The sequence below is a fragment of the Lentzea kentuckyensis genome, assembly GCF_002150765.1.
Classification (GTDB): Bacteria; Actinomycetota; Actinomycetes; order Mycobacteriales; family Pseudonocardiaceae; genus Lentzea; species Lentzea kentuckyensis.
In genome coordinates this window covers 44,571-56,454 of sequence record NZ_MUYM01000071.1, presented here as the reverse complement: position 1 = coordinate 56,454, position 11,884 = coordinate 44,571, and the positions used below count along the sequence as shown (strand labels likewise).

The 11,884-nt window shown below is 66.7% G+C and carries 10 protein-coding genes; 6 read left to right on the top strand and 4 right to left on the bottom strand.

Going from position 1 to position 11,884, the window contains the following annotated elements:
* Window positions 1-18: 18 nt before the first annotated feature.
* The 3 genes from B0F77_RS30780 (at window position 19) to B0F77_RS30770 (ending at window position 2,374) form a co-directional block, all read left to right on the top strand.
* On the top strand, window positions 19-786 hold the full coding sequence (locus tag B0F77_RS30780; RefSeq protein ID WP_086666499.1) for an RNA ligase family protein: 768 nt from the start codon (window positions 19-21) through the stop codon (window positions 784-786).
* Complete coding sequence (locus tag B0F77_RS30775; protein WP_086666498.1) at window positions 779-1,912, top strand: AAA family ATPase; 1,134 nt, start codon at window positions 779-781, stop codon at window positions 1,910-1,912. The genes B0F77_RS30780 and B0F77_RS30775 overlap by 8 nt, the downstream gene beginning before the upstream one ends.
* Before the next feature lie 69 nt (window positions 1,913-1,981).
* Window positions 1,982-2,374 (top strand): hypothetical protein, encoded by a 393-nt coding sequence (locus B0F77_RS30770; RefSeq protein ID WP_086666497.1) that lies wholly within the window; start codon window positions 1,982-1,984, stop codon window positions 2,372-2,374.
* A 154-nt stretch (window positions 2,375-2,528) separates the two neighbouring features.
* Here the strand turns inward: B0F77_RS30770 and B0F77_RS30765 are convergent, their stop codons facing one another.
* Entirely contained in the window at window positions 2,529-3,755 is a 1,227-nt protein-coding gene (locus tag B0F77_RS30765; RefSeq protein WP_158102862.1) for a DUF4142 domain-containing protein, read from the bottom strand.
* Window positions 3,756-4,015: 260 nt separating this feature from the next.
* On the opposite strand from B0F77_RS30765, the gene B0F77_RS30760 reads away from it, so the two are divergent.
* The 3 genes from B0F77_RS30760 to B0F77_RS30750 all read left to right on the top strand — a co-directional run bounded on the left by B0F77_RS30760 (window position 4,016) and on the right by B0F77_RS30750 (window position 7,745).
* Window positions 4,016-4,543 carry a sigma-70 family RNA polymerase sigma factor gene (locus B0F77_RS30760; protein ID WP_086666495.1) on the top strand — a complete coding sequence of 176 codons (528 nt, stop codon included), beginning with the start codon at window positions 4,016-4,018 and terminating at the stop codon, window positions 4,541-4,543.
* A gap of 4 nt (window positions 4,544-4,547) precedes the next feature.
* Window positions 4,548-4,970: a zf-HC2 domain-containing protein gene (locus tag B0F77_RS30755; protein WP_086666494.1), complete on the top strand. Its 423-nt coding sequence runs from the start codon at window positions 4,548-4,550 to the stop codon at window positions 4,968-4,970.
* Window positions 4,971-5,204: 234 nt separating this feature from the next.
* A complete protein-coding gene (locus B0F77_RS30750; RefSeq protein WP_158102861.1) occupies window positions 5,205-7,745 on the top strand; it encodes a helix-turn-helix transcriptional regulator in 2,541 nt (846 codons plus the stop codon).
* Here B0F77_RS30750 and B0F77_RS30745 read toward each other — a convergent pair.
* The 3 genes from B0F77_RS30745 to eda all read right to left on the bottom strand — a co-directional run bounded on the left by B0F77_RS30745 (window position 7,705) and on the right by eda (window position 11,769).
* The gene (locus B0F77_RS30745) at window positions 7,705-8,955 is read right to left on the bottom strand and encodes an MFS transporter (protein WP_086666492.1); all 1,251 of its coding nucleotides are present in this window, start codon (window positions 8,953-8,955) and stop codon (window positions 7,705-7,707) included. The genes B0F77_RS30750 and B0F77_RS30745 overlap by 41 nt on opposite strands.
* On the bottom strand, window positions 8,955-10,931 hold the full coding sequence (locus B0F77_RS30740; RefSeq protein ID WP_245848846.1) for a PEP/pyruvate-binding domain-containing protein: 1,977 nt from the start codon (window positions 10,929-10,931) through the stop codon (window positions 8,955-8,957). The genes B0F77_RS30745 and B0F77_RS30740 overlap by 1 nt, the downstream gene beginning before the upstream one ends.
* Before the next feature lie 214 nt (window positions 10,932-11,145).
* A complete protein-coding gene (eda, locus tag B0F77_RS30735; protein WP_086666491.1) occupies window positions 11,146-11,769 on the bottom strand; it encodes a bifunctional 4-hydroxy-2-oxoglutarate aldolase/2-dehydro-3-deoxy-phosphogluconate aldolase in 624 nt (207 codons plus the stop codon).
* Window positions 11,770-11,884 lie beyond the last annotated feature (115 nt).

Sequence of the window (11,884 nt, the reverse complement as noted above, 5' to 3'; positions counted from 1 at the left end):
CGGGTTACAAATCGGGGCATGTTGCGCAAGTATCCGCGGACGCCCCACCTCGAGGGCTCGCGCCTGCAACCGGGCGACGAGGACCTCGACCAGGTGCCGTTCCGCGCGATCGCGGGACGGCACCTCGTCGTCGAGGAGAAGCTCGACGGCGCCAACGCGGGCATCAGCTTCGATTCGGACGGCACGCTGAAGTTGCAGTCACGCGGCCATTTCCTGGTCGGCGGACCGCGCGAGCGGCAGTTCGCTCCGTTGAAGGCGTGGGCCGCGACGCACCAGGGCGTGCTGTGGGAACGGCTCGGCACCCGTTTCGTGCTCTACGGGGAATGGTTGTACGCCAAGCACACCGTGTTCTACGACGCGCTGCCGCACCACTTCTGCGAGTTCGACCTGCTCGACCGGGAGACCGGGGAGTTCCTGTCCACACCGGAACGTCGCCGGCTGCTCTCGGGCACGCCGGTGGTATCCGTGCCGGTGCTGCACGAGGGGCCGTTGCGGAGGTTGAAGGACCTCACCACGTTGATCGGGCCGTCCACCTGCCGCACGCCCGGCTGGCGTGAGGTGCTGGTCGAGGCGGCGCGGGCGACGGGACAGGACCCGGATGTCGTTGTCGCGGAGACGGATTCGGACGACGACATGGAAGGCCTCTACATCAAGGTGGAGGAGGACGGACGCACGGTCGAGCGGTACAAGTGGGTGCGGCCGACGTTCCTCACCGCTGTGCTGGACTCGGGCAGCCACTGGCAGGACCGCCCGATCCTGCCGAACCGGGTGGTGACCCGTGTTTGAGGCGCTCTGTCCCAGCGGTCCACAGTGGACGCTCGACTGGCACGCCGTGCGTTCGGCGTTCTCCTGGTTGCGCGCCCTGGAAGGCGTGCACCAGGACCCGATCCACCACGCGGAGGGTGACGTCGCCACGCACACCCGGATGGCGTGCGAGGCGCTCGTGTCGTTGCCGGAGTGGCGCGCCCGTCCGGAGCCGGACCGGGTGCGGTTGTTCGCCACCGTCCTGCTGCACGACGTGGCGAAGCCGTTCCGCACCCAGATCGACGACGGCCGGATCACCGCGCACGGTCACTCCCGTGCCGGGGATCTGCTGGCGCGCAAGGTGTTGTGGGAGATGGGACGCCCGATCGCCTGGCGCGAGCACGTCGCCGCGCTGGTGCGGCACCACCAGGTGCCGTTCTGGGCGCTGGAGCGGCCGGACCTCGACCGCATCGCGTTCCGCGTGAGCCTGCTCGCGCGCAACGACGACCTGGCGACCTTGGCCCGCGCCGACATCCTCGGCCGGATCTGCGGCGACGCCGAGTCGGTGCTGGAGAACATCGCGCTGTTCGAGGAGTACTGCCGCGACCGCGACTGCCTGGACCGGCCGCGCTCGTTCCCGTCCGACCACGCGCGGTTCCAGTACTTCCGCACGCCCGGCCGCGACCCGGACTACGCCGCCTACGACGACACGCGCGTCGAGGTGACGGTGTTGTCCGGCCTCCCCGGTGTCGGCAAGGACCACTGGATCGCCACTCATCGGCCGAGCTGGCCGGTCGTGAGCCTCGACTCCGTGCGCGCGCGACTCGGCATCGCTCCCGACGGCGACCAACGAGCCGTGGCGGCCGCGGCGTTCGAGGAAGCGCGGACGTTGCTGAGGGCGGGGGAGCGGTTCGTCTGGAACGCGACCAACATCTCGCGGCAGCTGCGCGAGCGGTGCGTCGGGCTCGCCGCGGACTACCGCGCCCGGATCACGCTGGTCGGCCTCGAAGCACCGAAGGACGTGATCCACGCCCGCAACCGCGCCCGCCCGGAACCGGTGCCGGCCGCGGTGATCGACCGGCTCGTCGACAAGTGGGAAGCGGTCGACGTCACCGAGGCGCATGCCGTCGAACGGGTGGACACAGCACAGACTTCGACACGTACTTAGCCCCGCCGCCGATGCCTCCTACAGGGGACGCTGCCCGACCAGCGTCCCGATCCCGGGGAGGAGCTCGCCATGCCCGACGGCGCGCCGGCCAGATCCGTCCGCCTGATCTTCGAGTTCGGCCCGGACGGTGTCCGGCTACTGGAACAGCATTCGGTCAACGTCCCGAAAAGCGTCCCGAAGAACGTGACCGCCGGCGCCTCCCGGGATCCGCAGACCGGCGACTACGTCGAGGTCCGCAACCGCGACGGCCAGACCGTGAGCCGTGTGCCGGTGTGGACGGGCGTCGGCAGCACTGTAGAAACGTTCCCCCAAGATCCATATATCAGTGCTGACACCCCACGCGTGCTCACCGTCGTGGTGCCCGCGACACCCGACGCCGACCACGTCGCCGTCGTCCGCGACAGCCGCGACGGTGGGCGAACCGGCCTCGAAGTGCTCGGCACGTTCCGCCTTCAACCCTGATTATGTCAACCCACCAACCCGCTGACCTGCCCCTTAGCAATGAGTCTTTTGACGACGTCGTCAAAAGACTCATTGCCAAGAGCTGGCGGGGGCGGCGATATATCGGGTGGCGAGGGCGGCAGCCGATATATCAGTGAGGCCGATCGGGTGGTGGCTAGCGGCGGTGTTCGCCGCGGTGGCCCACGGCGCGGACGAGCCAGAGGGTGCCGGCGGCGGCGACCACCAGGACGGCGATGCCGGTGAGGAAGCCGATGCTCGTAGAGGAGTCGTCGGGCTGGGGTGACGGACTGGAGTTGGGCTTCGGCTGGGCGATGGCCGGGTCGGTCATCTGCAGCGAGTTCGACTTGACCAGGCCGGTGCCCTCCAGCAGCAGCATGTGCTTGAGCAGGAGGGTCAGGCCGGTCTGCGCGGCGATCCGGGTGGGGGCGCTCTTGGTCGTCGCGCGGGCCTGAGCGACCTGGGTGATGAGTGAGCCGTCAGCGGCTCGCGAGAGGTTCGCGTACATGCGGTCGAGCTCGTCGCCCGAACTGGACGAGATGGCGTTCGCCCACGACTTCTGCTCGGTCGTCGGTTCGGACGGGAGATCCACGCCGATCTGCCGGGCCGCCTCGGCGACCGCCGCGGTCAGCTGGGTGTGCTCGGAGGCGAGCTGCCCCGCGACCTTGCGGACCTTCGCGTCACGGGCCCGGTCAGAGCTCTCGCGGCTGGCCGGTTTCTGCCACAGCGAATGCTGGGCGAGCAGAATGAGCAATTCCCGGTCCGACGGTTCTATGTTCTGGCCGATAACGCGAACCGCGTTGACCTGCGCCTTGGCCGTCACCAGTTCAAGTGCGGACGGGTCGACCAAACCGGTGTTCTCCAGGGTCGTCATCGTGCGGATCAGCATTTGCAGGGTCTGGTGCGCGAGCGTGCGAATTGTGGTGTTCTGCGTTGTGGCCCGCGTCTGCGTGGCCATCACGAGTAGCCCGCCCTGGGTCTGCCGGACGATCGTCGCGTAGGCGCGATCGTGGTTGTCTCCGGTGCGTGCGGCCATCTCGTTGATGAGTGACTGGTGTTCACTGCTCACGTCGTTCGGCAGCACCACGTCGAGATCGGTGGCGGCTTTGAGAAGCTCGACGTCGAGGCGTGAATGTCCTTCGAATATTTCCTTTCCGGCATTGCTGATGCCCGCATTCGTCGTCCGCGTCGGCGCTTCTTTGCTCACCGGTATCAGCCAAGAGTCTGCTTGACGCAGAGACACCATGAAAGAGCGGTCCGACGGCTGTACTTCCGTTGACTGCGCATGTGCCGGGACGGCTCCCACAACGGCCCCGAAAAATACGACAGATAGGGCAGCAAACAGCGCTGCATGCTGTCCCAGCGTGCCCAACCGGTAACGCATAGTGCCCGTTCCTCCCCGCGATCGAGCTGCCTTCGAAGTAGATACGCGCTGGTGGTGCTCTGGTTCATCTGACATGCGAAGATGTGTATGTGATGTGGATCACAGTGGAACTTGCGAACCATTGGGACTTGATTTACGTACCCGAGAGGATTTCGTGTTCACGATGTAGGATCTGATGGATTCCACACTCGGCCACCGAGTCGCTAGGTCTGCCGCCCGAAGCGAACACGTCGCCGATATTTGGGGAGGGCGCAAGCTTCATGGCTGATCAGGGCAAGGTCGCACAAGCCCATCAGGACGAGGAATTGCTCACGCTGCTCTACGGGCAGTTCCAGCGGATGTTGTTCTCGCAGGTCCTGTGCTTGACCAACTACGACCGTCAGTGGACGGAAGACGTTGTTCAGGAGACGTTGATCAGGGCTTGGCAGAACTCCGCACATCTCGTTCGTGAACCGGGGATGTTGCGTGGTTGGCTTTGTACTGTGGCTCGTCGCATTGTGATCGACGGATGGCGCAGCCGACAGGCACGCCCGCAGGAAGTGGAATTGCTTCGCCCGGACATCGCCGAATCTCCGGACGACACCGAACAGACACTTTCAGTGATGGTCATTACCGACGTGGTACGCCAATTGAGTGATGAACACCGTTCGGCTATCTACGAAACGTATGTCATGGGACGAACGGTGAAGGAGGCCGCGATAGTTCTCGGAGTCCCGGAAGGAACCGTCAAGTCCCGGCTGTACAAGGCGATGCACACGATCCGCCGGGCATTGCAGGACAGGAGCTAGCGCGATGGTGACTCGTCAACCACATCACGAGGACGCGCACGTAGGAGAGGACGACGAAAACCGCACGAGCCCGGAAGGGCCGTGCGGTGATGTCGCGGCGTATGTGCTCGGAGTCCTCGACCCCGCGCAGCACGTGATCTTCTCCCGGCACCTAGCCGGGTGCGAGAGCTGCCAGTGCGACGCGGCCGACTTCGGCATGTTCGCGCCAGTGCTGCGTCAGGTCGTCGGTCAGCCCACCGGGCGTCCGCCCTGTCGCATCACCCGCGGCATCCTGCTGGTGGCGGCCGGCTTCGTGGTGGCCGTCGCGGCGGTGCTGTCCGTCGTCGAGTCGTGGTCCTCGCAGCCCGACGACCCTGTCGAGATCAGCAATCTCACGCGCGCGGAGTCTGCTCACGTCGAGTCGTTTCCGCTGTTCTGGCACGTTTGAGCGGGTGAGTGGGACAGTGATCGGGTCAGCGAGCAGGCAGGCGAGGCGGAGCCACCCTCGCACCAGCCTGGCCCAGATCATCGCTTGCTCCCGCACAGCTCACAGTTCCGTTAACCGTTACCTGTGGGTAAGTTTGCCCGACGACGAAGCGCAGGTCTCTACGGTCCTCACCGAAGGAACACCGAAACGTTCGACCTGCGGTCCTCTCGGTACCGAAGTCAGGGGAAGACAGCGGTGACATCTCCACTACTCGGCCGGGACGCGGAACTCGCGGCTCTCGGACGCTTGCTCGACGACGCGGTGCGGGGAACCGGCTCGTGCGTGGTCGTCACCGGAGGGTTCGGCGTCGGCAAGTCCGCGCTGCTGGAGGCCTTCACCGCCGAGGCCCGTGAGCGCGGCTTCACCGTCCGCCTGGCCAAGAGCGCCCGGCTGGAGAGCCACCTGCCCGGCGCGGTGGTCCGCCAGCTCGCGCCGTGCCTCGCGAACGAGCACGACCTCGAAGAGCTGTACGCGCGCGCCGCGAACTCCGCCCGCAGGGCGCCGATCCTGATGGTCATCGACGACGTGCACGTCGCCGACACGTTCTCCAAACGCGCGCTCGCCTACCTGCGCCCGCGGCTGCAGCACATGCCGGTCGTCATCGCGTTCGGCGCGTCGCAGGGCTATCTCTCCACGGACGAGGTGACGCTGCCCGAGATCGCCGGCGGCCACCCGCACCGCATCGACCTCGACGGCCTCGACATCGCGGCCGTCGAACGCCTCACCGAGAACCTCCCGGACCGTGACGCGGCGCGCTGCCACGAGCTCACCGGCGGCAACCCCTACCTGCTACAAGCCTTGCTACGTGAGGAAGGCGAGGGTTCGGCCGCCGTCGGCGAGATGATCGGCATGCGGCTGCGCGAGTACACCGGAGCCGCCGAGGTCGCCCGTTCCGCCGCCGTGCTGGACGGCGACGCCGGGCTCGAACTGCTGTCCGCGCTCACCGGCTTCGACGCGCTGCCCGCCGTCGACACACTCGTCCGTCTCGGCGTGCTCGCCGACACCGACCCGCTGACGTTCCGGCATCCGTTCGTGCGCAACAGCATCCTCGCCGACATGCCGGTCGCGGTCCGTTCCGCCGCGCACGCCCGCGCCGCCTGGCTGCTGTTCGAGTCGGACGCACCCGACGAGCGCGTCGCCGAACATGTGCTGAAGGCCAGGTCGGTCCGCCTGCCGTGGTCTGTCGACCTGTTGCGGGAGGTCGGCGGTGTCGAGCACCTGGAACGCGCGCTCGACGAACACCTGTCCGACGAGGACCGGCTGTCGATCGAGGTCGAACTCGGCCACGCGGAACACCTGAAGGACAACGCGCTCGGCCGCGACCGTGTCCGCGACGCGCTGGTCAAGTGCGAGGACCCGCATCTCGCCGCGAACGTCGCGCTGTCGTTGATCCAGCGCATGTGCACGGATTCGGACGCGCATTTCGCGGTCTCGCTGGCGATCATGGTCATCGCCCGGCTGCTGCCAGAGGACCGCGACCTCGTCTGGCACATCGTCTGCACCACCTACCTGCTCTCCGCCAACCGCGACGCGCGGATGGCGAACTGCGCCGGCAAGTACTTCGAGGACCTCATCGGCGACATCCCGCAGGACCCGAACCTGAAGCGCGCGCGGTCGGCGTTGCTCGCGGTCGGCAACGCCCGCAGCGGCGACTCGTCCGCGGAAGCCGTCCGGCACGCGCTGGAGGCGCTCGACGGCGAATGGGTCGACGTGTTCGGCGAGTCGTACCTGTTCACGTTCCTGGTGCCGGTGCTCGGCGACGATCCCGAGCACATCAACAAGCTCTGGCTCTCGCACAGCACAGCGCCGGTCTCGCACGACCCGCATCTGCGCCGCGGCATGCTCAGCATGATCGCCCGCGCCACCGCCTTCCACAACAGCGGCGACCTCGCCCGCGCCTACACGTTCCTGACGCCACCGGTCTCGACCGGCAACCTCGACTGCCCCTCGGTCCTGCTGGCGAGCGCGAAACTGGCCGAGGTGTGCGTCGAGATGGGGCAGTTCGACGAGGCCGCGCCGCTGGTCACCGAAGACGGCGAGCTGTTGCAGCACATCAACGTCGTCTACGCCCGCGGCCGGCTCAAGCTCGCGTCGTGCCACGCGGAGGGCGCGCTCGAAGACCTGCTCGAAGCGGGACGCCGACTCGCCGCACGCGAGATGCCCAACCCGGCGCTCGTCGCTTGGCGGCACCACGCCGTGCGTGCGTATTTGGCGTTGGGCAACCGCGACGACGCCGCGCGGCTCGCGCACGAAGAGCTTGACCTGGCCAAGAGGTGGGGCTCCACGCGCGTCGTGGGAACAGCGTTGATGAGCGTGGGCATCAGCACCGATGACGTCGATGTCCTCGTTGAGGCGGAACAACTTCTCGCCTCGTCACCGCACCGGCTGCTGCACGCCCAGTCGTCGTACTGGCTCGGCCACCACCTGCGCCGCAAGGGCCGCACCGACGCCGCCGCCCCGCACCTGCGCCAGGCGTTCGAACTGGCCCGCCACCTCAGTGCGCACCCGCTGGCCAAGCTCGCCGGTGACGAGGTCCGGGACGGCGACGACCAGGTGCAGGGCCTGACCAAACAGGAGAACCGCGTCGCGCGGATGGCGGCGCAGGGCCTGACGAACCGGCAGATCGCCGAGACCCTGCACCTCACCCGCCGCACGGTGGAGCTGCACCTGTCGAGCGCCTACCGCAAGCTCGGCATCACGGGACGAGCTGAGCTCGTCGCCGCTTTGTGGTCCTGACGACGATCAGCAGGCCCGCCAGCAACGCCATCAAAATCACCGTGACGACGGACGACAGCACCAGGAACTCGTTGAGCCGCCCGCCGGCGAGGTAGGCGCCGAGCGCGACGGCGACGACCGCGCACACCGCACGGTCCATGATGGACTCCATCGACAGAAGCGTTGCGCGGTAACGGGAGTCCGGAATCGCGTCGTTGAGCAGCTTCTTCTGGATGGGAAAGCTCATGCCCGCCGTCACGGAGAACAGGCACAGCAACACGATCGTCACGGCGCCACCGGACGGCACGATGCAGCCGATGGCCAACGCCATCACGATGGTCAGCAGGAACACCGACTTCGCAGGCCCGATCTTCTTCGACAGCCGATGCGGGCGTGCGGCGGCGACGGCCTCGAAGATCGTCATCGCGGCGAGTACCGAGCCGTACCAGGTGACCGAGACGTTCTTCGACTCGAGCACCGGCTGGAACAGGTTCACCTGCAGGATCCGCACCAGTGTGAACATCGCGATGCCCTGGACCATCAGCAGGAGCAGCCAGCGCGAGGTCCTGAGCGAACCGAACGCGCCACCGACACCCGCGAGCAGCCTGGACGTCTTGCGCTGTGTTGGATCATTTTGGGGCCGTGCCCAGCCCGGAATCGGCGGCAGTCTCAGGGCGAGGACCACCGCGACAGCGGCGTTGATCGCAGTGAGCCAGTACGGCGACGGCATGTTCCACTGCATCAACAGGCCGATGACCGGCCAGTACACGATCTTGCCGACCAGGCTGTAGGACCGTCCGACGCCCTCGACCTTGAGGTAGAGATGCCCGGCGTTGTGCGCGTTGAGGTACTCGTACAGGTACGCGCTCTGAGCGCCCGAGATCAACGACCTCGCCAGCGCGATCATCAGGAAGTGAACCAGGAATCCGGTGTAGTTGCCCGCGAACACCGGCACCAGGTTCGCTCCCACCAGCACGCTCGCCCCGAGCCACAACGACGTGCGGTAGTCGAAGCGGTCCGCGACCATGCCGGTCGGGATCTCCATGAGGCAGAACGCGATGTAGTAGATCGACTGGATGCCGAAGATCTCGGCGTCGGTCAGCCCGAGCTGCTTCTGGTACTCGTAGAAGATCGGGATCCACAGCAGCAGCCCGAAGAAGAACTGGAAGCCGTACGTCAGGCGGACGGCACGCGCCACTTCCGGAGTCGCCGGTACGCGAAGACCCAGCATCAGATCGAGTACGGCCGCAGCTGCAGGACGTACAGGACTTCGTCGGTGGCGAGCCACTCGATGTCGACCGGCGAGTCGAACGTGTAGTCCGGTGAGAAGTGCGACTGCAGCAACCGGCCCACGATCGCGAGCCGCTGCAACTGCGCGTGTCCGTTGACGCTCAGATCCTCCGTGGCGTCACCGAGGGAGACCGTGCGTCCGCCACCCTCCACAGTGGAGTATAGGTACTGCATCGGCTGCTTCGAACCCTCGACGACGTCGGTGACGTTCGGCGAGACGTTGATGTAGACGTTGCGGAAGTCGTTGCGGTTCATGGGGTTCGTGGTGACCATGACGCCGCCGAAGTCCGCCTTGACCTGCTCCTGGATCACGACGCCCATGAAGCAGTCGTCGAGCGAGATGCCGGCCTGCTGCCGGAGACGCACGCTGCGCGCCGACACCAGGGAGGCCCACACCTCCTTGACCGACTCGACGATCTTCTCGGCGCTGGTGACGTGGTTGTACGACTCGTAGATGCCCGCGGCGGAGAACCCGGCCAGGTCCTCGGCGTTCGACGAACTGCGCACCACGAAGGTCCGCACGCCCGCGAGGTTCTCGACGAGCGCGGTGTCCAGTTCGGACAGCAGGTAGTCCGGCACGCGGGTCTTGCGGATCAGCTGCTGCAGCTCGATACACAGCGGCTCGATCTCGCGGGCGTTGAGTTCCAGCGCCATCTTCAGCTTGCCGATGGCCTGCTGGATCTTCGGCGACGACTCCAGGAAGCCCTGGTGCATCGAGAATGGCAGCGCGACGCCGCGCGGCACCCGTACCCGTTCCGCGAGCAACTGCTGGGCGGCGGCGAGCAGGTCGCCCTTGTCGCTGTTGTCGCTGTTGCCGAGCAGCTTCGCCAGGTACGGCATGAGGTTGTCCCGCGGCGGACGTGGCACCGAGAAGAAACCGAGCAGGCGACGCGGCGACTCGGCCGCCAGCACGTGGTGCAGCTCGCCGAGGTTCGCGGCCTTGGTGCCGTAGCGGTGGCTGTCGTTGTAGCGGATCCTGCCGAGGTCGAGGATCGGGTTGTAGGTGTCCTCGGGCTCCTCGAGCGTGACGCGCTGCGCGTACCAGGCGGGCCGCTGACCGAGGTCCTCCGGTTCGTCGATCAGCCGCAGACCGACCTCGGCGCTCTTCGGCGACACCTCGTACTCGACCCACTGACCGTCCAGGTTCTCCCGGTCGATCAGGTCGAACGCGCCGAGCTGGATCGCGTTCGGAATGGACCATCCGGTCGCGAGAACGTTCGTGTGCGACAGGGGAGTGGTGTGGCTGGCGTTGATGATGCCGGCCAGCCGCGGAATGTCGTCGGGAACGCGGTGCATCACCACGATGTCGAACCACTCCAGCGAGTTCTCGCGATACTCCTGCTCGGAACGGAATGCGCGTAACCGGCCCTTGGTCGTACCGGGGTTCAACGCCACGAACTCGGCGGTGGAGAACAATTCGTGCGCGAGGATCCGTGGAAGCCTTTCCGCGGGAAGTTCCGCCACCGCCTGTTCCTGAAGGTGGTTGGCGGGCTTGAAGAACAACGGCGTCGCGGGGTCCACGTTCCTGCGCACTTCGGCGTGGAAGAACTCGATCATGTCCGCCGACATGGTGTCGACCTCGACCGTCTCCAGCGAGAACATGCGCCTGTCCTCGCGCTTGTGCAGCGACAGGATGCCGAGGAAGAACCGCCGGTCAGAGGCGTGGTAGAAGCTCTGGTTGAACTCGTCGATCCGCGCGCGCATCTCCTCGCCGCCGATGCCGAGGATCTCCTGTCCGATGTAGAGCGCGTGGAACTCGTGGCGCGCGTTGTTCAGGAAGTGGATCGTCTCGTTGTGTCGGTCGACGACCACTTTGACGAAGGAATATCCACCCAGACTGCCGGACAGCTGGTTGAATGCCGACATCGTCAGCTGTTCCCCCACCAATCCCGCTACGTCGACTTCCTGGACAGCCACACCCGCTCCTCTCGTGCGCCATTGCAACGAGCAAGTGTGACACCGGGGGCCTGGGCGTTATTCCGGGAGAAATCTCAATAGGCGACGATTTAGTTCACCTTTCATCAAACTCCCGTCAATTAGAGACCGGCGTCACCTCCCGTTGGGTGAAGATTCCAACGTGGTGGGACGCCGGTCTCGTGATGTGAGCCGAATTTCCGGTCCGTGACCTGGGTTACCCGAGTCGGCTCGCCTCGCGGGCGAGGGTCTCGATGCGATCCCAGTCGCCGTTCGCCAGCGCGTCCTTCGGGGCGAGCCATGAGCCGCCGACGCAGCCGACGTTCGGCAGCGCGAGATAGTTCGGCGCGGTCTGCGGCGTGATGCCACCGGTCGGGCAGAACTTCACGTGCGGGATCGGCCCGCCGATCGACTTCAGGTAGTCGACGCCACCGGCAGCCTCGGCAGGGAAGAACTTCAGTGCGCTGAGCCCGCGCTCGGCCAGCCGCATCACCTCGGACACCGTCGCCGCGCCCGGCAGGTACGGCAGCCCGGTCGCGTCGGCGGCGTCGAGCACCCGGTCGGTCGTGCCGGGCGTGACGAGGAACGCCGCCCCCGCCTTCGCCGCCTGCTCCGCGTGCTCCGGCGCCGTGATGGTGCCGGCGCCGATCACGATCTCCGGCACCTCCCGCGCGACGTTCTCGATCGCGGCGAGCGCGGCTGGCGTGCGCAGCGTGAGCTCGATGACGCGGACGCCCCCTCGCAGCAGCGCCTGGGCGAGCGGCACCGCGTGGTCGGCGTCGTCGACCACGACGACGGGGATGACGGGCGACAGCGTGAGAAGGTCCGCGCCGGTTGTCACTGCTGCTCTCCTAGCCAGATCTTGGGGGATCGGAAACCGATATATCGCATGCTGTCACACCTGCCCCGCACCCACCCGGATGCAAAAAACGTTTGCGGACGAAGTCAAAAGACTC

Bases quoted from the DNA above. Each gene is read 5' to 3' on its own strand.
- B0F77_RS30780 (WP_086666499.1), top strand. From the start codon at position 19: ATGTTGCGCAAGTATCCGCGGACGCCCCACCTCGAGGGCTCGCGCCTG.
- B0F77_RS30770 (WP_086666497.1), top strand. From the start codon at position 1,982: ATGCCCGACGGCGCGCCGGCCAGATCCGTCCGCCTGATCTTCGAGTTC.
- B0F77_RS30765 (WP_158102862.1), bottom strand. From the start codon at position 3,755: ATGCGTTACCGGTTGGGCACGCTGGGACAGCATGCAGCGCTGTTTGCT.
- B0F77_RS30760 (WP_086666495.1), top strand. From the start codon at position 4,016: ATGGCTGATCAGGGCAAGGTCGCACAAGCCCATCAGGACGAGGAATTG.
- B0F77_RS30755 (WP_086666494.1), top strand. From the start codon at position 4,548: ATGGTGACTCGTCAACCACATCACGAGGACGCGCACGTAGGAGAGGAC.
- B0F77_RS30745 (WP_086666492.1), bottom strand. From the start codon at position 8,955: ATGCTGGGTCTTCGCGTACCGGCGACTCCGGAAGTGGCGCGTGCCGTC.